At 73.5% G+C, this 20894-nt stretch carries 21 protein-coding genes; 10 read left to right on the forward strand and 11 right to left on the reverse strand.

Annotated features, from left to right (window positions below):
* Window positions 1-127 precede the first annotated feature (127 nt).
* The 3 genes from AC230_RS16365 to AC230_RS16375 all read left to right on the forward strand — a co-directional run bounded on the left by AC230_RS16365 (window position 128) and on the right by AC230_RS16375 (window position 4569).
* Window positions 128-1312 carry a 3-deoxy-7-phosphoheptulonate synthase gene (locus tag AC230_RS16365; protein ID WP_049717064.1) on the forward strand — a complete coding sequence of 395 codons (1185 nt, stop codon included), beginning with the start codon at window positions 128-130 and terminating at the stop codon, window positions 1310-1312.
* Between the two features lie 48 nt (window positions 1313-1360).
* Window positions 1361-2986 (forward strand): flavin-containing monooxygenase, encoded by a 1626-nt coding sequence (locus tag AC230_RS16370; protein ID WP_049716897.1) that lies wholly within the window; start codon window positions 1361-1363, stop codon window positions 2984-2986.
* A gap of 116 nt (window positions 2987-3102) precedes the next feature.
* Window positions 3103-4569 carry a sensor histidine kinase gene (locus AC230_RS16375; protein WP_049716898.1) on the forward strand — a complete coding sequence of 489 codons (1467 nt, stop codon included), beginning with the start codon at window positions 3103-3105 and terminating at the stop codon, window positions 4567-4569.
* Window positions 4570-4729: 160 nt separating this feature from the next.
* Here AC230_RS16375 and AC230_RS16380 read toward each other — a convergent pair whose 3' ends face one another.
* Both AC230_RS16380 and AC230_RS16385 read right to left on the reverse strand, forming a co-directional pair.
* Window positions 4730-4987, reverse strand: a complete 258-nt coding sequence (locus tag AC230_RS16380) for a WhiB family transcriptional regulator (RefSeq protein ID WP_004937597.1) — start codon at window positions 4985-4987, stop codon at window positions 4730-4732.
* Between the two features lie 322 nt (window positions 4988-5309).
* On the reverse strand, window positions 5310-6278 hold the full coding sequence (locus AC230_RS16385) for a diacylglycerol/lipid kinase family protein (protein ID WP_049716899.1): 969 nt from the start codon (window positions 6276-6278) through the stop codon (window positions 5310-5312).
* A 145-nt stretch (window positions 6279-6423) separates the two neighbouring features.
* Here AC230_RS16385 and AC230_RS16390 point away from each other — a divergent pair, with 145 nt between their 5' ends.
* A complete protein-coding gene (locus AC230_RS16390; protein ID WP_049716900.1) occupies window positions 6424-6939 on the forward strand; it encodes a hypothetical protein in 516 nt (171 codons plus the stop codon).
* Between the two features lie 28 nt (window positions 6940-6967).
* Here AC230_RS16390 and AC230_RS16395 read toward each other — a convergent pair whose 3' ends face one another.
* The 3 genes from AC230_RS16395 to AC230_RS16405 all read right to left on the reverse strand — a co-directional run bounded on the left by AC230_RS16395 (window position 6968) and on the right by AC230_RS16405 (window position 9045).
* Window positions 6968-7888 (reverse strand): RNA polymerase sigma factor SigF, encoded by a 921-nt coding sequence (locus tag AC230_RS16395; protein ID WP_241833240.1) that lies wholly within the window; start codon window positions 7886-7888, stop codon window positions 6968-6970.
* 16 nt (window positions 7889-7904) lie between these two features.
* A complete protein-coding gene (locus AC230_RS16400) occupies window positions 7905-8321 on the reverse strand; it encodes an ATP-binding protein (RefSeq protein ID WP_049716902.1) in 417 nt (138 codons plus the stop codon).
* A 199-nt stretch (window positions 8322-8520) separates the two neighbouring features.
* On the reverse strand, window positions 8521-9045 hold the full coding sequence (locus AC230_RS16405) for a GNAT family N-acetyltransferase (protein WP_049716903.1): 525 nt from the start codon (window positions 9043-9045) through the stop codon (window positions 8521-8523).
* Window positions 9046-9186: 141 nt separating this feature from the next.
* Between AC230_RS16405 and AC230_RS16410 the strand changes: the two genes are divergently transcribed.
* On the forward strand, window positions 9187-10767 hold the full coding sequence (locus AC230_RS16410) for a Na+/H+ antiporter (protein WP_049716904.1): 1581 nt from the start codon (window positions 9187-9189) through the stop codon (window positions 10765-10767).
* 12 nt (window positions 10768-10779) lie between these two features.
* Here AC230_RS16410 and AC230_RS16415 read toward each other — a convergent pair whose 3' ends face one another.
* Both AC230_RS16415 and AC230_RS16420 read right to left on the reverse strand, forming a co-directional pair.
* Window positions 10780-11685 (reverse strand): 1-aminocyclopropane-1-carboxylate deaminase/D-cysteine desulfhydrase, encoded by a 906-nt coding sequence (locus AC230_RS16415; RefSeq protein ID WP_049716905.1) that lies wholly within the window; start codon window positions 11683-11685, stop codon window positions 10780-10782.
* Window positions 11686-11712: 27 nt separating this feature from the next.
* Entirely contained in the window at window positions 11713-12291 is a 579-nt protein-coding gene (locus tag AC230_RS16420; RefSeq protein WP_049716906.1) for an N-acetylmuramoyl-L-alanine amidase, read from the reverse strand.
* 180 nt (window positions 12292-12471) lie between these two features.
* Here AC230_RS16420 and AC230_RS16425 point away from each other — a divergent pair, with 180 nt between their 5' ends.
* From AC230_RS16425 to AC230_RS16435, 3 genes are all read left to right on the forward strand, one after another.
* The gene (locus AC230_RS16425) at window positions 12472-13383 is read left to right on the forward strand and encodes a glutaminase (RefSeq protein WP_049716907.1); all 912 of its coding nucleotides are present in this window, start codon (window positions 12472-12474) and stop codon (window positions 13381-13383) included.
* Window positions 13384-13452: 69 nt separating this feature from the next.
* The gene (locus AC230_RS16430; protein ID WP_049716908.1) at window positions 13453-13674 is read left to right on the forward strand and encodes a hypothetical protein; all 222 of its coding nucleotides are present in this window, start codon (window positions 13453-13455) and stop codon (window positions 13672-13674) included.
* A complete protein-coding gene (locus tag AC230_RS16435; RefSeq protein ID WP_049716909.1) occupies window positions 13674-14348 on the forward strand; it encodes a helix-turn-helix transcriptional regulator in 675 nt (224 codons plus the stop codon). Before AC230_RS16430 ends, AC230_RS16435 begins: the two co-directional genes overlap by 1 nt.
* Before the next feature lie 31 nt (window positions 14349-14379).
* Here the strand turns inward: AC230_RS16435 and AC230_RS16440 are convergent, their stop codons facing one another.
* The 4 genes from AC230_RS16440 to tatA all read right to left on the reverse strand — a co-directional run bounded on the left by AC230_RS16440 (window position 14380) and on the right by tatA (window position 17668).
* Window positions 14380-14757, reverse strand: coding sequence for a VOC family protein (locus AC230_RS16440; RefSeq protein ID WP_049716910.1), 378 nt, complete (start codon window positions 14755-14757; stop codon window positions 14380-14382).
* A 62-nt stretch (window positions 14758-14819) separates the two neighbouring features.
* Window positions 14820-15758: a beta-ketoacyl-ACP synthase III gene (locus AC230_RS16445; RefSeq protein ID WP_049716911.1), complete on the reverse strand. Its 939-nt coding sequence runs from the start codon at window positions 15756-15758 to the stop codon at window positions 14820-14822.
* Between the two features lie 172 nt (window positions 15759-15930).
* The gene (locus AC230_RS16450; protein WP_049716912.1) at window positions 15931-17328 is read right to left on the reverse strand and encodes an alkaline phosphatase; all 1398 of its coding nucleotides are present in this window, start codon (window positions 17326-17328) and stop codon (window positions 15931-15933) included.
* A 94-nt stretch (window positions 17329-17422) separates the two neighbouring features.
* Window positions 17423-17668, reverse strand: a complete 246-nt coding sequence (gene tatA, locus AC230_RS16455; RefSeq protein ID WP_049717065.1) for a Sec-independent protein translocase subunit TatA — start codon at window positions 17666-17668, stop codon at window positions 17423-17425.
* 184 nt (window positions 17669-17852) lie between these two features.
* Between tatA and AC230_RS16460 the strand changes: the two genes are divergently transcribed.
* Together AC230_RS16460 and AC230_RS16465 are read left to right on the forward strand one after the other, a co-directional pair.
* Entirely contained in the window at window positions 17853-19313 is a 1461-nt protein-coding gene (locus AC230_RS16460; protein WP_049716913.1) for an LCP family protein, read from the forward strand.
* A 114-nt stretch (window positions 19314-19427) separates the two neighbouring features.
* Window positions 19428-20801 carry a hypothetical protein gene (locus tag AC230_RS16465; RefSeq protein WP_049716914.1) on the forward strand — a complete coding sequence of 458 codons (1374 nt, stop codon included), beginning with the start codon at window positions 19428-19430 and terminating at the stop codon, window positions 20799-20801.
* The last annotated feature ends 93 nt before the right edge of the window (window positions 20802-20894 follow it).

Here is a 20894-nt window from a genome sequence, read left to right on the forward strand (position 1 = left end):
CGCGTGCCCGGGAATTCCCGTACCAGGAAAAGCGCAGCCCGATCCCTTTTTCCGGAGCCTCTCGGCTGTCCCGCGCGGAGGGAGCCCGCACCGGGAGCCACCGAACCGATGGAGAGCCGTGAACCTCATGCATCCCGTCCTGCCCGCATCCGGAACGCACACGGCACTGCAGCAGCCGTTGTGGGACGACCCGGCGCAGGCCGTACGCGCCGGCGAGGCGCTCGCCGCCCGTCCGCCGCTGGTCGGCGCGCGCGACGTCCACGCCCTGCGCGGACTGCTCGCCCGGGTGGCGGCGGGCGAGTACCTGGTCGTCCAGGCCGGGGACTGCGCGGAGGACCCGGAGGAGAGCACCGCCGCCCACGTCGGGCGGAAGGCGGCCGCGCTCGACGTCATGGCCGGCACCCTCCGGATGGTCGCCGGCCGGCCGGTGATCCGCGTGGGGCGCATCGGCGGCCAGTTCGCCAAGCCCCGCTCCGCCGACACCGAACGCGTCGGCGGCGTCGACCTCCCGGTCTTCCGCGGCCACCTGGTCAACGGCCCCGAGCCGACCGAGGAGGCCCGGCGGCCCGACCCGCTGCGCCTGCTCACCGGCTACATGGCGGCGCGCGACATCGTGGGACACCTGGACCGGCACCGCCCGGCCGGCGGCGCGGACGGCGAGACCCGGGTGTGGACCAGCCACGAGGCGCTGCTGCTGGACTACGAGCTCCCGATGGTGCGGCACGACGCGGCCGGCACCGCCTACCTCGGCTCGACCCACTGGCCCTGGATCGGCGAGCGCACCCGGCAGCCGGACGGCCCGCACGCCGCCCTGCTCGCCCGGGTCGCCAACCCGGTGGCCTGCAAGGTCGGCCCGCGGACGACCCGGGAGGAGCTGCTGGCCCTGGCCGCGCGGCTCGACCCCGAGCGCCTGCCGGGCCGGCTCACCCTGATCGCACGGATGGGCGCGGACCGGGTGGCGGCCCTGCTGCCGCCGCTGGTCGAGGCCGTCCGTGCCGCCGGACACCCGGCGATCTGGCTGTGCGACCCCATGCACGGCAACACGGTCGTCACCCCGGACGGCCACAAGACCCGGGTCGTCGGGACGGTGCGCCGGGAGGTCCGCGCCTGCGTGGCGGCGGTGCGGGCCGCCGGCGGCGTCCTCGGGGGACTCCACCTGGAGACCACCCCCGACGACGTCACCGAATGCGTCGTGGGGGAGAGCGGCTTCGCCCGGGTGGGCGACCGCTACACCTCCGCCTGCGACCCCCGGCTCACCGTCCGCCAGGCCACGGCCGTCATCTCGGCCTGGGGCGAGGCCCTTTCGTCCTGACACCCGCTCCTGACACCCCTTCGCATACCAACGCACTGGAGTTGCACGATGAACGACAACGTGAAGACCGATTTCGACGCCATCGTCGTCGGCGCGGGGTTCGCCGGCATCTACATGGTCCACAAGCTCCGCAACGAACTCGGGCTGACCGTGCGGGCCTTCGAGAAGGGCAGCGGCGTCGGCGGCACCTGGCACTGGAACCGCTACCCCGGCGCCATGTCGGACGTCGAGGGCTTCGTCTACCGCTACTCCTTCGACAAGGAGATGCTCCAGGAGTGGAACTGGACGAGCCGCTACACGCCGCAGGCCGACATCCTGGCCTATCTGGAGAAGGTGGTGGAGCGCCACGACCTCGCCCGCGACATCCAGCTCGACACCGCCGTGGAGTCGGCCGTGTTCGACGAGGAGCGCGCCATATGGTCGGTGACCACGAGCGACGGTGCCACGCACACGGCGCGCTACGTCGTCACCGCGCTGGGTCCGCTGTCGAAGACCAACTTCCCGGACATCAAGGGCCGTGACACCTTCGAGGGCCGGCTGATCCACACCGGTGCCTGGCCCGAGGACGTCACCGTGCACGGCAAGCGGGTCGGCGTCATCGGCACCGGTTCGACCGGCACCCAGTTCATCTGCGAGGCGTCCCGGAACGCCGCGCACCTGACCGTCTTCCAGCGCTCGCCGCAGTACGTCGTCCCGTCCGGCAACGCCCCGGTGACCCCGGAGCAGGTGGCCGCGACCAAGGCCGACTACGACCGGATCTGGGACCAGGTGCGCAACTCGATGGTCGCCTGCGGCTTCGAGGAGAGCACGATCCCGACGATGAGCGTCTCCCCGGAGGAGCGCCGGCGGATCTTCCAGGAGGCGTGGGACGAGGGCAACGGCTTCCGCTTCATGTTCGGCACCTTCTGCGACATCGCGGTGGACCCGTCCGCCAACAAGGCCGCGGCCGAGTTCATCCGCTCCAAGATCCACGAGATCGTGAAGGACCCGGAGACGGCCCGGAAGCTCACCCCCACCGACTACTACGCCAAGCGCCCCATCTGCAACGCCGGTTACTACGAGTCCTACAACCGCCCCAACGTCTCGCTGGTCAGCGTCAAGGAGAACCCGATCGTCGAGATCACGCCCAAGGGCGTGCTGACCGCGGACGGCGTGGAGCACGAGCTGGACATCCTGGTCTTCGCGACCGGCTTCGAGGCCGTCGAGGGCAGCTACAACCAGATCGACATCCGCGGCCGCGGCGGCGAGAGCATCCGGGAGCACTGGGCGGACGGCCCCAGCACCTACCTGGGCGTCGCCACCTCCGGCTTCCCCAACCTCTTCATGGTGCTCGGCCCCAACAGCGCCTTCACCAACCTGCCGCCCGGCATCGAGACCCACGTCGAGTGGATCGCGGAGCTGGTCAAGGCGGTGGAGAACGGCCGCCACTCCACCATCGAGGCCACCCGCGAGGCGGAGGACGGCTGGACGGAGACCTGCCGGGAGATCGCTGAGCAGACGCTCTTCTCGAAGATCGACTCCTGGATCTTCGGGGCGAACATCCCCGGCAAGGAGAAGCGCGTCCTCTTCTACTTCGGCGGCCTCGGCGCCTACCGCCAGAAGCTGCGCGAGGTCGCCGCCGCGAACTACGACGGCTTCCTGCTGCGGGGCAGCATGGCGCTGGCCGCGGCGTAGCGCGCGCCCGCGGACCGCACGTCCCGGCCCCGGCACACGGAGCGTCCCGCTCCGGGCCGGGGCCGGGGCCGTCGCCGTGGCCCCGGGGAAGGAACTAGGCTCACCACGTGCCCTCCATGAACGACCTCGTACGCCAGCACACCGCGCTCGACGACTCCGACCTCGAGTGGCTGCACCTGCTGGTCTCGGAGTGGCAGCTGCTCTCCGACCTCTCCTTCGCCGACCTGGTGCTGTGGATCCCCACCCGGGACGGCACCCGCTACGTCTCCGTCGCCCAGATGCGGCCCAACACCGGCCCCACCTCGTACCAGAACGACATGGTCGGCCACCTGGTCCCGCGCGGCCGGCGGCCCATGCTCGACGCGGCGCTCGACGAGGGCCGGATCGTGCGCGAGGGCGACCCGGAGTGGCGCGAGGAGGTGCCCGTCCGCGTCGAGTCGATCCCGGTCCGCCGCGACGGGCGGGTGCTCGGCGTGATCGCCCGCAACACCAATCTGCTCACCGTCCGCACCCCCAGCCGCCTGGAGCTCACCTACCTCCAGAGCGCCTCCGACCTCGCGCAGATGATCGCCAACGGCGCGTTCCCCTTCCCGGGGCAACAAGTCGACATGGACGCCTCGCCGCGCGCCGGCGACGGCATGGTCCGCCTCGACGCGGACGGCGTCGTCCAGTACGCCAGCCCCAACGCGCTCTCCGCCTACCACCGGCTCGGCCTCGCCGCCGACCTCGTCGGGCATCATCTGGGCGAGACCACCGCTCAGTTGGCGCCCTCACGGGCACCGGTGGACGAGGGCCTGGCCAAGCTGGCCAGCGGCTGGGCGCCGCGCGAGTTCGAGGTCGAGGCCAACGGCGGGGTCATCCAGCTGCGGGTCATCCCCCTCAAACCCAAGGGCAGCCACATCGGTTCACTCGTGCTGCTGCGCGACGTCACCGAACTGCGGCGGCGCGAGCGCGAATTGATCACCAAGGACGCGACCATCCGGGAGATCCACCACCGGGTGAAGAACAACCTCCAGACCGTGGCCGCGCTGTTGCGCCTGCAGGCCCGCAGGATCGGTTCCCCGGAGGGCCGCGAGGCGCTGGAGGAGGCCGTCCGCCGGGTCGGCTCGATCGCCATCGTCCACGAGACGCTCTCCCAGAACCTGGACGAACGGGTCGAGTTCGACGAGATCGCCGACCGGGTGCTCGCCATGGTCGCCGAGATCTCCCCGGGCCGGGTCGGCACCCGCCGCACCGGCCGCTTCGGCATCCTGGACGCGGAGGTGGCCACGCCGCTGTCCATGGTGCTGACCGAGTTGCTCCAGAACGCCCTGGAACACGGCTTCGGCCCCGGCGAGCAGGGCACCGTCGAGGTCACCGCCGTCCGCGGCGGCACCCGCGCCGACACCCGCCTCCTCATCTCCGTCCAGGACGACGGCCGCGGCCTGCCCGCCGACTTCGACCCGCACCGCGCCGGCAACCTCGGCCTCCAGATCGTCCGCACCCTCGTCGAGGGCGAGCTCGGCGGCCGCTTCGACATGCTCCCCGCCTCCGGCCGCGGCACCCGCGTGGTCCTGGACCTCCCGGTCCGCCCGGAGAAGTAGCGCGGGCGCGCGCACGGCGACGAGCCCCCGGACTCCAGGAGTCCGGGGGCTCGTACGCTTCACGGTGCGATGCTCGGGGGCGTCCCCGGGGGAGGGGACACTGCGCGCTGCGGCTCGGGGGCCGAGGGGGCTCGCCGGGATGCGTCGCGTCGCGGCGGCGTCAGGCCGTCGCGTTGCGCGCCCGGTTGCGGGCGGCGCGGCGCTTCATCGCGCGGCGCTCGTCCTCGCTGAGGCCACCCCAGACGCCGGAGTCCTGGCCGGACTCGAGCGCCCACTGCAGGCACTGCTCCATCACGGGGCAGCGGCGGCAGACGGCCTTGGCTTCCTCGATCTGCAGCAGCGCAGGACCGGTGTTGCCGATGGGGAAGAACAGCTCGGGGTCTTCCTCGCGGCAAACGGCGTTGTGACGCCAGTCCATGGCTGCTCCATCTCCTCGTTGTTGCGGCTACGTGGCTTGTGAATGTGAACGCTTTCACGAATCCCCCCGCAAGGGAAGGGCCGACGCAGAGTCGCACGACTGGCAGCGGTCCAGGAAAGAGAGAGGGGGTTCGGGCAATCCGGGAAGCCGAGATGAGTGGCCGTCCCGATCGCCATGAAGAGACTCGCAAACCTCGGCGGTGGATACAACCCCTTCTGGAAAGTTTTTTTTGATTCCTCGGTGTCGGCTAGGTCACAGCCGTACTTCCAGGGGGTGGAACCCAGGCTAAACGTTCGACTGGAAGGACTTTAGGCCCTGGCACTCACACAATCACACGCAGTGCACGGCGAACGCCTGTGAACGTCACGCTCGTACGCAGTCCGAGGTGGTCTCCGTCCATCTGAAACGGCAGGGGCGCCTGCGAATGCAAGGTGAACGAGTCCTGGTCATGGAGTGACACAGCGTGTCTGCCCTCGGGGCCGCGCTCCGGCGACGAGGTCAGCAGCTGGCTGATGTAGTGGCCGGCCGTCAGTGTCGAGAGCCTGGTGAGTCCCAGCACGTCAAGAGCGGTGTCGAAGGACGCCTTGGGCAGCGCGTAGATCGGCCGGTTGCCGAAGTACGTCCACGGCGAGGTGTTGCAGATTATCGACAAGACGAGATTCGCGAGTGGCTCCTCGCCCGGCCGTTCGAGCGTGATCGTCCCGTGCCGGCGGTTGGACTCGCCCAGGAACTGACGCATGAACTGTCGCACGTACAGGGAATGCGTCGAACGTTTGCCGCGCTCCCGCTGCTGCTCCACGCGCCCGACCACACCGGCGTCGAAGCCGAAGCCCGCGCAGAAGGTGAACCAGCGGCCGGGCACCCCCTCGTCCTCGGTGCCCGGGGTGCCGGCGGCGTGGCCGAGGCCGATGGTGCGGCCGCTGTCCTCCCGCAGGGCGTCCAGCAGGGCCCCGGTCGCCTCGACGGCGTCGTTGGGCAGGCCCAGCGCCCGGGCGAAGACGTTGGTGGAGCCGCCGGGGACCACGGCCAGCCGCGGCAGGCCCTCCGGGTCGGGGCCGCGGTGCAGCAGCCCGTTGACCACCTCGTTGACCGTGCCGTCGCCGCCGAGCGCCACCACCAGCTCGGTGTTCCCGCTCTCGGCGGCCGCCCGGGCCAGGTCGCGGGCGTGCCCGCGGTACTCGGTGGTGGCCACCTCCAGCTTGAGGTCGCTGGCCAGCGCGTGCACCAGGACATCGCGCGTACGGGCACTGGTGGTGGTGGCCGAAGGGTTGACCACGAGAAGCGCACGCATGCGCGCCAGCCTACCTACCTGTCGGTACACGACCCACCTCAGGTCCGCGCCGGCCGCCCGGTGGCGTCGTGCGACCGGTGGGCGGGTCCGGCGGGGTTCCGCCGCCGGGGGCCGCGTCCGGACGGGGCGGGGCTACCCTGCCGTTATGAGCAGCAAGCAGTCCGCGTCGAAGTCCGCCCGGAAGAGCGCGTCCCGCGAGCGCGGCCGGGAGCGGGCCCCCGGGCAGACCGGCGCGCAGAGCAAGGCCCCTGCCGCTCCCGAGCCCGCGGGGGAGCGGCCCGCCCGGCTGACCGCCGCCGCGGCGCTCACCGGCCTGGAGGGCGCGGCCCTGGTCGCCGGCGGGGTGTACATGCTGGTGATGGGGCTGCTGGGGAAGCCGGACAGCCCCCAGCAGGCCGAGCTGGGCGGGCTCACCGTGCTCGTCCTGGCCCTGCTGCCGCTGTGCGCCGCCCGCGGCCTGTGGCTGCGCCGCCGCTGGAGCCGGGGCCCCGCGCTGATCACCCAGCTCATGGCGCTCCCCGTGGCCTGGACGCTGTTCAGCACCGGCGGCGCGATGATCGCGGCCGGTGTGCTGCTCGCCCTGGCGGCCGTGGCCACCCTGGTGCTGCTGGTGAACCCGACGGCGACCGAGGCCCTGGGCATCGGCCCGCGCGCCTCCTGACCCCGCCTCCCGACCCGGCCCCGGCCGCCTACTCCTCGACGAGCAGGCGGTCGCGGAGCTGGGCGAGGGTGCGGGCGAGCAGCCGGGAGACGTGCATCTGGGAGATGCCGACCTCCTGCGCGATCTGCGACTGCGTCATGTTGCCGAAGAACCGCAGCAGGAGGATCTTCTTCTCGCGCGGCGGCAGATCCTCCAGCAGCGGCTTGAGGGACTCGCGGTACTCGACCCCCTCCAGGGCCTCGTCCTCCGCGCCGAGGGTGTCGGCGACGGCGGGCGACTCGTCGTCCGTGTCCGGGACGTCCAGGGAGAGGGTGCTGTAGGCGTTGGCCGACTCCAGGCCCTCCAGCACCTCCTCCTCGGAGATGCCCAGGTGCTCGGCCAGCTCGTGGACCGTGGGGGCGCGGCCGTGCCGCTGCGAGAGCTCGGCGGTGGCCGTGGTGAGCGACAGCCGCAGCTCCTGGAGGCGGCGCGGCACGCGCACGGCCCAGCCCTTGTCCCGGAAGTGCCGCTTGATCTCGCCGACCACGGTGGGCGTCGCATAGGTGGAGAACTCCACGCCGCGGTCCGGGTCGAACCGGTCCACCGACTTGATCAGGCCGATCGTCGCGACCTGGGTCAGGTCGTCCAGCGGCTCGCCGCGGTTGCGGAAGCGCCGGGCCAGGTGCTCCACCAGCGGGAGGTGCATCCGCACCAGGTGGTTGCGCAGCTCCGCGCGCTCCGGCGAGCCGTCCGGGAGCGAGCGCAGCCGGACGAAGAGGGCCCGTGCTCCGCTGCGGTCGTGCGGCCGCTCCTGCCGCTGCTGGTGCTGCTGCTGATCCATGTGGTCCGCCCGCTCCGGTCGGTCACTCGCCTGGTCCGGCTCCAGGGCCGCCGCGCTCCCCGGACGCTGCCGGGCAGGCTGCTGCGGGATGGCCGGGGTACGCACTTCCCGCGACGATGCAGTACTCACGGAGCCCCCTCTTCCGTCACGGCTGCCCGGGGCCGGCGCCGCGCTTCTTGTGCAGGCTGATGCTGACCGTGCGGTCCTCCGCGACGGTGGACTCGACCTCGCCGGCCAGGGCGGAGAGCACCGTCCAGGCGAAGGTGTCGCGCTCGGGCGCGCGGCCGTCCGTGGTGGGTGCCGAGACCGTCACCCGCAGAGCGTCGCCGACCAGGCGGAAGACGCAGCTCAGCACCGAGCCGGGAACGGCCTGTTGCAGCAGGATCGCGCACGCCTCGTCCACGGCGATGCGCAGGTCCTCGATTTCGTCGAGGGTGAAGTCCAGGCGGGCCGCGAGGCCGGCTGTCGCCGTCCGCAGCACCGACAGGTAGGCACCCGCAGCGGGCAGCCGGACTTCCACGAAGTCCTGGGTCGCCCCAGGCTCGCCTGCGATGGGGGACACCCTCACCTCCAAGGTGGCACAAGCTTCTTGAGCTGTTACGGGCGTCGGCCGCGCACCCCTCCGGGAGGAGACGGCGCGGGCCGCCGCGTCGGTTGTTCCGGCAGCGACGCTATCGCGATCCGCCGGTCAGCGCCGCAGGCCCATGACTGTCACTCATGGTAAGCCCATGAGCACGGAAAGTGGCTAGGGGTCTGCGGTCTCAATTCGAAAGAGAAGACGCCCTGTTGGGATTTTCGTCACTCTGCGCGAGTGCCGCAAGGGCGTGGAGCGCTCCGCCGGACAGCCTCTGCCCCGTCCACTCGTCCAGGGGCTCCGCGCCGAGGGACTTGTAGAAGCGGATCGAGGGTTCGTTCCAGTCCAGCACTGACCATTCGAAACGCTGGTAGCCGCGCTCCACGCAGATCCGCGCCAGCTCCGCGAGGAGCGCCCGCCCGTGGCCGCCGCCGCGCGCCTCGGGGCGCACGTAGAGGTCCTCCAGATGGATACCGTGCGTGCCCGTCCAGGTGGAGAAGTTGCGGAACCAGAGCGCGAAGCCCACCGGCTCGCCCGGGGCGTCGTCACTCTCCGCTATCAGCGCGAAGACGGCCGGATGCGCCCCGAAGAGGGCCTCGCGCAGCTGCTCCTCCGAGGCGCGCGCCTCCTCCACCGCCCGTTCGTACGCGGCGAGTTCACGGATCATCGCGTGGATGACGGGGACGTCGGCGGGCGACGCGGCTCGGATCATGGGTGCATGCTAGCGGGCGGCCACGACACCGGGCGCCCGCCCGGCGGCCCGGACGCGGGGCGCGGCGGCCCGCCCCGGAGCGGACGCTCGCTCATGATGGCCCCATCGGAACGCCCGGCGGAGGACCGAGGGAGCCGCACGATGGACGTCATGCCGCTGCTGGCGCTGGTCGCGGGGAGCGCCGCCGTCGCCGGCGCCGCCCGCCGGACCCCGGTGTCCGCGCCGCTGGCCCTGGTCGCCGCGGGCCTCGCCGTCTCCTACCTGCCCGGCGTCCCCGACTACACCCTGGACCCGCACGTCGTCCTGCCGCTGGTGCTGCCGCCGCTGCTGCACACCGCCGCGCTCGACAGCTCGTACCTCGATCTGCGCGCCAACGCGCGGCCGGTGGCGCTGCTCTCCGTCGGCTACGTCCTCTTCGCCACGCTCGCCGTCGGCGCCGTCGCCTTCCTGCTCGTGCCGGGACTGCCGCCGACGGCCGCGCTCGTGCTGGGCGCGGTCGTCGCGCCGCCGGACGCGGTCGCCGCCACCGCCGTCGCGCGCCGGCTCGGCCTGCCGTCCCGCATCACCACCATCCTCCAGGGCGAGTCGCTCGTGAACGACGCCACCGCCATCACCGCGTACAAGGTCGCCCTCGCCGCGGCCCTGGGCGAGGGCGCCACCTGGGCGGGCGGCGTACGGGAGTTCGCGGTCGCGGCGGTCGGCGGGGTCGGCGTCGGACTCGTCCTCATGGTGCCGCTGCACTGGCTGCGCACGCATCTGCGCGAGCCGCTGCTCCAGAACACGCTGTCGCTGCTCATCCCGTTCGTCGCCTACGGCGCCGCCGAACAGGCCGGCGCGTCCGGGGTGCTCGCCGTCGTGGTCGTCGGCCTCTACCTCGGACACCGGTCCTGGCAGGTCGACTTCGCGACCCGGCTCCAGGAGGCGGCGGTCTGGCGGATGGTCTCCTTCCTCCTGGAATCCGCCGTGTTCGCCCTCATCGGCCTCCAACTCCGCGTCGTCCTGCGGGGACTGGACGCCTACGGGCCCGGGGAGGCGGCGTGGTACGCGGTCGTGGTCTTCCTCGCGGTGGTGGCCGCCCGCTTCGTCTGGGTCTATCCCGCCACGTTCCTGCCGCGGGCGCTGTCGGCGCGGCTGCGCGAGCGCGAGCCGGACGTGACGGGGCGGGCCGCGCTCGTCGTCTCCTGGGCCGGCATGCGGGGCGTCGTCTCGCTGGCCATCGCCTTCTCGGTCCCGGCGACCGCGCCGGCCCGGAACGTGGTCCTCTTCCTCACCTTCACCACGGTGATCGGCACGCTCGTCGTCCAGGGGCTGAGTCTGCCGCCGCTGATCCGGGCGCTGCGGCTGCCCTCGCGGGACGCGCGTGCCGCGACGCTCGCGGAGGCGCAGGCGCAGAGCGCCGCCTCGGCCGCGGCCGAGCGCCGCCTCGACGAACTCCTCGCCGACGAGCGCAACGCGCTGCCGCAGCCGCTCGCCGACCGCCTCCGCGCCGTCCTGGAACGGCGCCGCAACGCGGTGTGGGAGCGGCTGGGGGCCGTCCACGGGACGACCGGCGAGTCCGCCGACGACACGTACCGCCGGCTGACGCGCGAGGTCATCGGGGCGGAGCGGGCCGTCTTCGTGTCCCTGCGGGACGCGCGGCGGATCGACGACGAGATGCTGCGGGCGCTGCTGCGGCGGCTGGATCTGGAGGAGGCGGCCGCGTACCGGGAGGAGGGGGACTGAGCCCCGGCCCCCCTACGACGGCGCGCCCGTGATCACCGCCGCCACCCTCGTCCCGGGCGCGAACGCGCCCTCCTCCACCAGCGTCGTCAGACCGAAGAGCGCCTTCGCGACGTACAGCCGCTCCAGCGGCACCCCGTGCCGGTCCTCGAAGTCGTCCGCGAAGGCGGCGAGCCCGGGCGGCACGCGCGCGTACCCGCCGCCGTGGAAGCGGTCGTCCAGGGTCCACTCGCCCCGGCGGCAGCCGAAGGCCGCCTCCTGGAGGCGGGCGACCTCGGCGCCGAGGAAGCCCCCGCGCAGGACGGGGAAGCCGATCGCCCGCCCCCCGCCCCCGTCCAGCCCGGCGGCGAGGCCGGCCAGCGTGCCCCCCGTCCCGCAGGCGACGCCCACGACGTCGGCGACACCGCGCAGTTCCGCGCCGAGGGCCGCGCACCCGCGGGCGGCGGCCGCGTTGCTGCCGCCCTCGGGGACGACGAAGCAGTCGTCGGCGCCGAGCGAGGAGAGGACGGAGGGCTCCGTCTTGCGCCGGTACGTCGCGCGGGACACGAAGCGCAGCTCCATGCCGTCCGCGGCGCACCGGGCCAGCGACCAGTTGAGCGGCCGGTCGGCCAGCTCGTCGCCGCGGACGATCCCGACCGTGGCGAAGCCGAGGAGCCGGCCGGCGGCGGCCGTGGCGCGCAGGTGGTTGGAGTAGGCGCCGCCGAAGGTGAGCAGGGTGCGCCGCCCGGAGGCGGCCGCGGCCAGCAGGTTCGGCTCCAGCTTGCGCCACTTGTTGCCGGGCAGCCGGGGATGTATCAGATCGTCCCGCTTGAGCAGCAGCCGTACGCCGCGCCGGGCGAACCGCTCGTCCGCCACCTCCTCGACGGGCGAGGGCAGCCGGGGCCGCAGGGCGGCGAGGTCGGGCACGGGCGCGCTGGTCACGCACCCATTGTCACGTGCCGCGCCGGGTCACTTCAGGCGCGCGCGGATCCGTTCCCGCAGCTCGTCCATGGCGAAGCCGCGGGGGTCCACCTTCCCCGGCCGCCACTCGTGGTGTCCGATGACCGACCGCTCGCTCCACCCGTGGTGCCGGCAGACCGCGGCCGCCGCCCGTTCGACGGCCGCCAGCTGGGCCGCGGGCCACGGGTCGTGGCCGTCCCCGAGGTTCACGCACTCGAAGCCGTAGAAGTGCGTGTTGCCGTCGGTGTCGGACTTCCGCACGGGCGGCAGCCGCTTCTCCGCGATCACGGCGCGCAGCACGTCCCCGTCCCCGCCGCCGGCGTGGTTGGCGCGGCCGCAGCCGACGAGGTGGACGCGGCCGTCCTTGGCGACGACGGCGTGGCACAGCGGGCCCGGCAGCACCGGTGTGCCGTTCCAGCAGAGCTTGACGGTGGTCTCGGTGCCGGAGGTGGCGGTGTGGTGGATCACCACGCCGTGCACCGGGCCCCAGGGCCCGTGCCCGGCCCGGCTGTGGGTGCGCCAGCCGGGCACCTCGACGACGCCGGCGTCCTCCGCGCGCAGGGCGGCGAGGAAGGCGTCCGCGGACATGGGTGCGGCCACGGCCTTGCTCCTTGGCGGTCCGGTGGCGCAAGCCCTGTCGCGTACGCCTGAATGGCCCCGTTGTACCGAAAAGTTCGCAGGTGGTCCGGGCGTTCGGATATCGTGCGAGCCGATTCGGCCGCAGGCCGGAGCACGCACGTCCGTACGGAAACAGAAAGCGCACCGCCCGTGGACTACCAGGCCGTCCTCGAAGAGGTCGCCGCGTTCGCCCGCCCGCTGGTCGGCCGCGGGCAGGCGGCGCAGTACATCCCGGCCCTCGCGGACGTGGATCCCGCGCAGTTCGGCATGGCGGTCGCCGACGTCGACGGCGGGGTGTACGGCGTGGGGGACTGGCGGCGGCCGTTCTCCGTCCAGTCGATCTCCAAGGCCTTCGCCCTGGCGCTCGTCCTCGCCGAGGGCGGCAACAAGATCTGGGAGCGGGTGGGCACCGAACCGTCCGGAAACGCCTTCAACTCCCTGGTGCAGCTCGAATACGAGAACGGCATTCCGCGCAATCCGTTCATCAACGCCGGCGCGCTCGTCGTCACCGACCGGCTCCAGACGCTGACCGGTGACGCCAGCACGACGATGCTGGAGTTCCTGCGCGCCGAGAGCGGCAACCCGGACGTCGCCTTCGACCCGGTCGTCGCCAAGTCCGAGGCCGAGCACGGCGACCGCAACGCGGCCCTCGCCCACTTCATGGCCAGCTACGGCAACCTCGACAACCCCGTCTCCACCGTCCTGGAGCACTACTTCTGGCAGTGCTCCGTCGAGATGAGCTGCCGCGACCTGGCCGTCGCCGGCGGCTTCCTGGCCCGGCACGGGCTGCGCGCCGACGGCACCCGGCTGCTCCCGCGGCGCGAGGCGAAGCAGGTCAACGCGGTCATGCTGACCTGCGGCACCTACGACGCCGCCGGCGACTTCGCATACCGGGTGGGCCTGCCGGGCAAAAGCGGGGTCGGCGGCGGCATCGTCGCCGTCATACCGGGACGCTGCACGCTGTGCGTCTGGAGCCCCGGGCTCGACTCGCGGGGCAACTCCGTCGCCGGCGTCGCGGCGCTGGACCACTTCACCACGCTGACCGGCTGGTCCGTCTTCTGACCGGTGGCGCCCCGGCCCCGTCCGGAGCATCGTTGGTCGGGACGGACCGACGAGGAGGAGGTGTGCCGAATGGAGCACGAGTTGCGCGCGGAGTACGCGGACGGCAGCTCACCCGGGGACGACGACCCCTCGGTCAAGACCTGGCACGTCGTCCGCGGCACCGGTTCCACCGCCATGTGCGGCCGTGACCTCGACCCCGCCTCGGCGGTGCGGTCCGTGGACCTCTGGGGCACCGGCAAGGTGCCCATCTGTCACTCCTGCGGGGCGCTCTACCTGCGGGAGTCGCCGTAGTGACCTACCGGGAGCGGGCCTCCGGCGCCGTCGCCGGGGCCGTCGTCTGGACGCGCGCGGACGGGGGCGATCCCGTGCGCGTCCTGCCCGACGGCTGCGTCGACCTGATCTGGACGGACGGCCGCCTCGTCGTCGCCGGCCCGGACACCCGGGCCCATCTCGTGCCGGCGGCCGTCCCCGGCGCGCGCCACACCGGCCTGCGCTTCGCGCCCGGCACCGGCCCGGGGCTGCTCGGCGTGCCCGCGCACGAACTGCGTGATCTGCGGGTGCCGCTGGAGGACCTGTGGCCGGGGAGACGTGCGCGGGCGGTGGCGCGGCGGATGGCGGAAGCGGGTGCTCCGGGGCGGGTGCTGGAGGAGGCGGTGGGCGCGGCTCCCCCCGACCCCTGGACCGCCGAGGTCGTCGCCTCCGCCGGGCGCGGCGAGCCCGTCTCCGCCCTCGCCGCCCGCCTGGCCATCAGCGAACGCCAGCTCCACCGCCGGGCCCTGCGCTCCTTCGGCTACGGCCCGAAGACCCTCGCGCGCGTGCTGCGCATGCGACGGGCCGTACGGCTGGCCCGCCGCGGGCTCGCGTTCGCGGAGGTCGCGGCGGTGTGCGGCTACGCGGACCAGGCGCACCTCGCGCGGGAGGTGCGGGCGTTGGCGGGGGTACCGCTGGGTGCGCTGACGCGCTGAGCGTGCCCCCTCTGGGGGCGGGGGGAGGCAGCTACCGCGCCGTACCGCCGAGCGGCGCGAAGAGATCCACCGCGTTCCCGTCCGGGTCGAGGACGACGGCGTAGCGCTGTCCCCACACCGCGTCCCATGGTGCGGACCTTCCCGTGTGGCCCGCCGCCACCAACTCCCCGTACACCCGGTCCACTTCCTCCGTCGTGGCGCAGGCGAAGCCGAGGGCGACGCGTCCCGCCGCCGGGCCGGGGGAGGGGGCGGCGTCCCACAAGAGCCGCAGGCCGCCGGGCAGGACGTGTTCCACGTGCGGCGACCGGTCGGCGGAGGCGGGGAGTCGGAGACCCAGCCGGCGGTAGAAGGCGAGTGACGCGGGCATGTCGGCGACGACGAGGCCGATGCAGTCGAAGCGTGGTGTCATGCCGGACACCGTAGGAGGCCGGTGATCACCGGGTCTTGAAGGAATCGGACGCCGGAGGACGCCTACGGGCAGCGGATGACCTGCCCGCCGTACGACAGGTTCCCGCCGAAGCCGAAGAGCAGGACCGGCGCCCCGGGCGCCACCTCGCGGCGCTCGACGAGCTTGGAGAGGGCCAGCGGGATGCTGGCCGCGGACGTGTTGCCGGATTCCGTCACATCGGTGGCGATCACCGCGTTGACGGCGCCGATGCGCCGCGCCACGGGCTCGATGATGCGCAGGTTCGCCTGGTGGAGGACGACCGCCGCCAGTTCCTCCGGCGCGACGCCGGCCCGTTCGCATACCTGGCGGGCGATCGGCGGCAGCTGGGTGGTGGCCCAGCGGTAGACGGCCTGGCCCTCCTGGGCGAAGCGGGACGGCGTGCCCTCGATGCGGACGGCGTGGCCCATCGTCGGCACCGAGCCCCAGACGACCGGGCCGATGCCGGGCTCGGGGGAGGCGGTGACGACGGCGGCGCCGGCGCCGTCGCCGACGAGCACGCAGGTGGAGCGGTCCGTCCAGTCGACGACGTCCGTGAACTTCTCGACGCCGACGACCAGGGCGTTCCGCGCGGCCCCGGCCCGGATGGCGTGGTCGGCGGTCGCGAGGGCGTGGGTGAAGCCGGCGCAGACGACGTTGACGTCCATCACGGCGGGGGCGCCGAGCCCGAGCCGGGCGGCGACGCGGGCGGCCGTGTTGGGGCTGCGGTCGACGGCGGTGCAGGTGGCGACGAGGACGAGGTCGATCTCGTCGGGGGCCAGCCCGCTGGTGGCGAGGGCCTTGGTGGCGGCCTCGGCGGCCATGACGTCGACGGTCTCGGCGGCGTCGGCCACGCGCCGCGTGCGGATGCCCACCCGCGAGCGGATCCACTCGTCGCTGGTGTCGACCATTCCGGCCAGCTCGTCGTTGGTCAGCACCCTGGCGGGCTGGTAGTGGCCCATGGCCAGTACGCGGGACCCGGACATGGTGGTTCCTCCTGCTGAGCGGGCGGTCCGGAACCCCCAGTGTCGATGCCGCCCCACCTGATCATCGGTGCGAGATCCGCCAATCTTCGGGCGCGATAACTGGCGCAACCCACAGGGCCCGGCCCGTGGAACGGAATCCACGGCTCCGGGCCCTTGCGCGGTTCGGCGGGGATCAGCGCAGGGCGAGCGCCTTCCGCAGGGTGGTGAACAGCTCGGTCTGGTCCGTCACCCCGAGGACGCGCTCGGCCTGCGGGCCCTGGGCCGCGATGCGCACCTCGGTGCCCGTGTGCTCCTGGGACTTGCCCGGGGTGTTGGTCGAGTAGTTGACCTTGAGCTGCTGCCCCTCGTCGGTCACCAGCGTCGAGGACAGCCCGGGCGGGGTGGCCTCCAGCGGCACGATCTGGCTGCTGTGGCCGTGGTCGGCGGTGGTGACGACCAGGGTGTCCGGGTGCTTCGCGGCGTAGTCGCGGGCGACCTTCACGGCCCGGTCCAGGGCCGCGGTCTCGCCGATCTGCCCGCAGGGGTCGGCGGCGTGGTCGCGCTTGTCGATCGAGGCGCCCTCGACCTGGAGGAAGAAGCCGGCCTTCGACTTCGCGGCCTTCTGCTTGCCCTCCAGCAGACGCAGCGCCGCGCGGGTCTGCTCCTCCAGGCTCGGGGTGCCGGCCGTGCGCTCGGGGTTGTCCGTCGTGCAGCGCTGCGGGGCGGTGCCGCCGACGGCGGCGGGCTTCCCGGTCCACTCGACCGGGATGTTCCCGGCGGCGAAGAGGCCGAGGACGGGCTTGCCGGCGCGCGCCCTGCCGAGGCCCTTGGCGTCGGTCACCACCTCGTACCCCAGCTCGCGGGCCTGCTCGGTGACGGTCAGGCCCTTGTACCGGCCCTCGGTGATCTTCTGGTCGAAGCGCTGCTTCCCGCCGCCCAGCAGCACGTCCACCTTGTGGTTCACGCTCTGCTCGGCGATCGAGCCCGGCCCGCCCCTGCCGATCGTGTCGTTCGGGCAGGCCTTCATGTCGGCCGGGCCCTGGCAGCTGCGGTCGGTGGCGTGCGAGGCGAGGACGGCCGGGGTGGCGTCGGTCAGCTCGGCGGTGGTGACGCTGCCGGTGGCCAGCCCGTTGCGCCGGGCCAGCTCCAGGATCGTCGTCATCGGCTGGTCGGTGCCGGGGGTCTTCGATATGCGGCCGTTGACCGTCTTGCGGCCGGTCGCCCAGCCGGTGCCGCTGGCCGCGGAGTCGGTGACGTAGTCCGGCTTGCCGTTCCTGTCCACGGAGTACGTGGTGTAGGCGCCGGTCATCGGGAACTTGTCCATGTTCAGCCGGCCGGCGGCGCCCACGGTGTAGTCGCGGGCCAGGGTGATCTCCGAGTCGCCCATGCCGTCGCCGATGAGCAGGATGACGTTCTTCGCCTTCGCCGGGCCGTGCAGCTGCCGGACGACGGACGCCCGGGCGCCGCCGTCCGTGCCCCCGCCGCCGTCGGAGGCGGCGGCCGCGGCCGGCACCGCGGCCCCGGCGACGAGCAGGGCGGCGGCGCCCCGGGCGAGACGGCGCCCGCGACGTCCGTACGGACGAGAAGCCATGGTGGATTTCCTTCCTCGTGGGCCGGCGGAGCCCGGCCGGAGGAAGCTCACCAAGCGAGGGTGTACGGAAGGCCAATCCCGGGTGACGGCAGGGTCAGCGGGGGCTTTCGACAGCGGTGGGGCCGAGGGGGGTCTGTGCGCCCGGAGCCTGCGCGCCGGGGGCCGGGGCGGGCGCGGCCGGCGCCGGGTCCTCCTTCATCGCCTTGGCCTCGCTCTTGAGGATCCGCGCCGACTTGCCGAGGGCGCGCGCCATGTCCGGCAGCTTCTTCGACCCGAAGAGGACCACCAGGACGAGCACGACGACGAGGAGGTGCCAGGGTTCCAGGGCGTTGCGCAGCACGGCGTCCACCTGCTTTCTCTGCCTTGTGCCCGCGGCGGCGTGCCGCGGCGTTCCCCTCACCATACTTGCCGATTTGCGCAACCGGACAACCCGGGGTGAGGTCCTGACGTCTTGGGGGATGAGAAAGGAAGCAGTCGACGGGGCGGGGTGGCCTTATGGGCTCGTACACGACGGGGGCTCGCGCATGACCGGCCCGCGCGGCCCGGGGGAGGGCGGGCGGGCGGCGCGCCGGCGGCCGGCCGGCACCGCGGCCCTCGCGCTCCTGCTGCTGCTCGTGCTCGTCGCCGGCTGGGCCGTCCTCGAACTCAACGGCAACATCAGCACGTTCGACTCCGGCGGCCTCTCCCGTAACCGCCCGGGCTCCGCCGCCGGACAGAACGTCCTCGTCATCGGCTCCGACTCGCGCGCGGGCGGCAACCGTTCGCTCGGCGGCGGGACGGGCGCCGTCGGCCGCTCCGACACGGCCTTCCTGCTGCACGTCCACGAGGACGGCGCGCACGCCACCGCCGTCTCCATCCCCCGCGACACGCTCGTGGAGATCCCCCCGTGCCGGCTCCCCGACGGGAGCTGGACGAGCACGCGGAGCCGGGCGATGTTCAACTCGGCCTTCACCGTGGGCGGGACGGCCGGGGGCAACCCCGCCTGCACCCAGAACACCGTGGAGCGGCTCACCGGGCTGCGCGTCGACCACACCGTCGTCGTCGACTTCGCCGGCTTCGCCTCCATGACGGACGCGGTGGGCGGCGTCGAGGTCTGCCTCCCCCACGAGGTCCGCCAGGGCGACCTCGACCCGCACCGCGGCTCCCCGGGCGAGGTGATCTTCCACAAGGGGCGGCAGACGGTCTCCGGGAAGAAGGCGCTGGACTACGTCCGGGTGCGGCACGGCATCGGGGACGGCTCCGACATAGGGCGCATACGGCGCCAGCAGGCGTTCCTCGCCTCCCTGGTCAGGAAGGTGCGCTCACAGGGCCTGAACCCCACCGCGCTGCTCCCGCTGGCCGACGCCGCGACCAGGTCGCTGACCGTGGACCCGGGGCTCGGCTCGGTGGACAAGCTGCTGTCGTTCGCCCTGTCGTTCAAGGACATCGACCTTCACGACATCACGTTCGTCACGATGCCCTGGCGGTACGAGGGCGACCGCGTCGCCGTCGTCCAGCCGGACGCGGACGAGCTGTGGGCGGCGCTGCGGGCGGACCGGCCGCCCGGCCGTCCCGCGGCCTCGGCCTCCGCCTCGGCCCTGGCCGACGCCAGGGGCGGCCGCGGGCGGGTCGCCGTCACCGACGCCTCCGGCGTCCCGGGGCTGGCCGGCCGGGTGGCCGCCCGGCTGAAGGAGCGGGGCTGGAGCGTCGCCGCGGTCCGTACCGAGCAGGGGCGCGCCGAGGACACCACCGTGATCGAGTTCGGTCCCGGGCGCGCCCGGCAGGCGCGGGCCCTGGCCGCGCTCTTCCCCGACGCGTTCGTCCGGGGCACCGCCACCGAGGGGGTGTCCGTCACACTGGGCCGGGACGCCGCCTCGGCACCGGGCCCGCGCATGGAGCCGGCGGGAGCCGCGAGCGGCGCGGGTGGCGGGGGCGGCGGGGATGCCGCGCGTGACGGGACGCGAGCGGCGGACGACAATCCCTGTTCCGGCCTCTCCTATGGGTGAGAGGTGGTTTTGCGGGGAACCGAGTGCCCGAATGGTCCGTTGTCGTAGTAAACACAGAGTAAGTACATGATCTTGACGAGTGACACCGCCCGTACCTCCCCGAGGAGCACCCCCATGTCCGCCATCCCACGGGCGCTGCCCAGGCCGCTGCCGGCCCTGCTCGCCGCGCTCTTCGCGGCCCTGCTCGCCCTGGCGGGCACGGCGGCCCTCGCCCCCGCCGCCCACGCCGCCTCCGGCCTGAACGCGGTGGCCGAGGGGCTGAAGAAGAGCCCGGTCTACGTCGATCCCCGGGCCGCCTCCCAGCTGCCGGCGGCGGACGCGGACGCACTGGCGAAGAAGATCAAGGACGCCGGGAAGCCGGTGTTCGTGGCGGTGCTGCCGAACGCGCCGGAGTTCCCGCAGGGCACGGTGCTGCGCGACCTGCGCCGCGAGGTGGGCATCACCGGCCTCTACGCCATCCGCCTCGGGGACAAGTTCAACGCGGGCGCGGACGGCCGGGTCATGCGGAAGAGTGCCGTCCGCAATCTTGTGGACGACGTCCGGCGCAACGCCGACGCCGACGCCAAGACCGAGCTGAACGCCTTCGTGGACGGCGCGATCAAGGACGCCAAGGGGCACGCGCCCGGCTCGTGGGGCGGCGGTTCGGACTCCGGCCCCGGTTCCACCGGGCTGATCGTCGGCGGTGCGGTCGTCGTCGCGGGCGCGGGCGGTGCCTACGCGCTCTACCGGCGCGGCAAGAAGAAGCGCGAGGAGCGCGAGCGCGCCGAGCTGGACGCGCTGCGCGTCGTCGTGGACGAGGACATCACCGCCTTCGGCGAGGAGCTCGACCGGCTCGACTTCTCCCCGGCCGAGCCAGGCGCGACCGATGCCATGCGCAAGGACTACGAGCAGGCGCTCGACGCGTACGAGGAGGCCAAGTCCCGCATCGCGGCGGCCCGGCGGCCGCAGGACGTCACGGCCGTGACCGAGTCGCTCGACAACGGCCGCTTCGCGCTGGCCACCCTGGCCGCCCGGCGCAGCGGCGCGCCGCTGCCCGAGCGCCGGCTGCCCTGCTTCTTCGACCCGCGGCACGGGCTGTCCGTCGCGGACGTGCAGTGGGCGCCGCCCGGCGGCGCGGTCCGCACCGTGCCCGCGTGCCAGGCGGACGCGACGCGGATCGCGGACGGGCTGGAGCCGATGTCCCGCACGGTGCAGACGGACGCCGGCCCGCAGCCGTACTGGAACGCCGGCCCGGCCTACGGGCCGTGGGCGGGCGGCTACTTCGGGGGCGGCATCCTGCCCGCGATGCTCGTCGGCACGATGCTCGGCAGCATGATGAGCGGGCCCGCCTACGCGGCCGACCACTCCTCCTTCGGCGGCGACTCCGGCCCCGAGGGCGGCGACTACTCGGGCTCCGACTTCAACTCCGGCGACTTCGGGGGCGGATGGGACGACGGTGGCGGCTTCGGCGGCGGGGACGGGGGTGGCTTCGGGGGCGGGGACTGGTGAGGGGGGCGGGGGCGGAGCCCCGCCTTCCGCGCGGGGCGCGGTGCCGCGCCCCGCGCGGCCCGGGCCCAGGGGCGGAGCCCCGGAAGAAACGGT

Origin of the sequence: Streptomyces caatingaensis (assembly GCF_001187435.1) — a bacterium.
Classification (GTDB): Bacteria; Actinomycetota; Actinomycetes; order Streptomycetales; family Streptomycetaceae; genus Streptomyces; species Streptomyces caatingaensis.

What these genes read in the sequence shown, in the direction of transcription:
- AC230_RS16405 (WP_049716903.1), bottom strand. Translation starts at nt 9,045, where the DNA reads ATGATCCGAGCCGCGTCGCCCGCCGACGTCCCCGTCATCCACGCGATG.
- AC230_RS16390 (WP_049716900.1), top strand. Translation starts at nt 6,424, where the DNA reads ATGAGCAGCAAGCAGTCCGCGTCGAAGTCCGCCCGGAAGAGCGCGTCC.
- AC230_RS16440 (WP_049716910.1), bottom strand. Translation starts at nt 14,757, where the DNA reads ATGACACCACGCTTCGACTGCATCGGCCTCGTCGTCGCCGACATGCCC.
- AC230_RS16445 (WP_049716911.1), bottom strand. Translation starts at nt 15,758, where the DNA reads ATGTCCGGGTCCCGCGTACTGGCCATGGGCCACTACCAGCCCGCCAGG.
- AC230_RS16370 (WP_049716897.1), top strand. Translation starts at nt 1,361, where the DNA reads ATGAACGACAACGTGAAGACCGATTTCGACGCCATCGTCGTCGGCGCG.
- AC230_RS16450 (WP_049716912.1), bottom strand. Translation starts at nt 17,328, where the DNA reads ATGGCTTCTCGTCCGTACGGACGTCGCGGGCGCCGTCTCGCCCGGGGC.
- AC230_RS16380 (WP_004937597.1), bottom strand. Translation starts at nt 4,987, where the DNA reads ATGGACTGGCGTCACAACGCCGTTTGCCGCGAGGAAGACCCCGAGCTG.
- AC230_RS16410 (WP_049716904.1), top strand. Translation starts at nt 9,187, where the DNA reads ATGGACGTCATGCCGCTGCTGGCGCTGGTCGCGGGGAGCGCCGCCGTC.
- AC230_RS16420 (WP_049716906.1), bottom strand. Translation starts at nt 12,291, where the DNA reads ATGTCCGCGGACGCCTTCCTCGCCGCCCTGCGCGCGGAGGACGCCGGC.
- AC230_RS16365 (WP_049717064.1), top strand. Translation starts at nt 128, where the DNA reads ATGCATCCCGTCCTGCCCGCATCCGGAACGCACACGGCACTGCAGCAG.
- AC230_RS16385 (WP_049716899.1), bottom strand. Translation starts at nt 6,278, where the DNA reads ATGCGTGCGCTTCTCGTGGTCAACCCTTCGGCCACCACCACCAGTGCC.
- AC230_RS16465 (WP_049716914.1), top strand. Translation starts at nt 19,428, where the DNA reads ATGTCCGCCATCCCACGGGCGCTGCCCAGGCCGCTGCCGGCCCTGCTC.
- AC230_RS16460 (WP_049716913.1), top strand. Translation starts at nt 17,853, where the DNA reads ATGACCGGCCCGCGCGGCCCGGGGGAGGGCGGGCGGGCGGCGCGCCGG.
- AC230_RS16430 (WP_049716908.1), top strand. Translation starts at nt 13,453, where the DNA reads ATGGAGCACGAGTTGCGCGCGGAGTACGCGGACGGCAGCTCACCCGGG.
- AC230_RS16375 (WP_049716898.1), top strand. Translation starts at nt 3,103, where the DNA reads ATGAACGACCTCGTACGCCAGCACACCGCGCTCGACGACTCCGACCTC.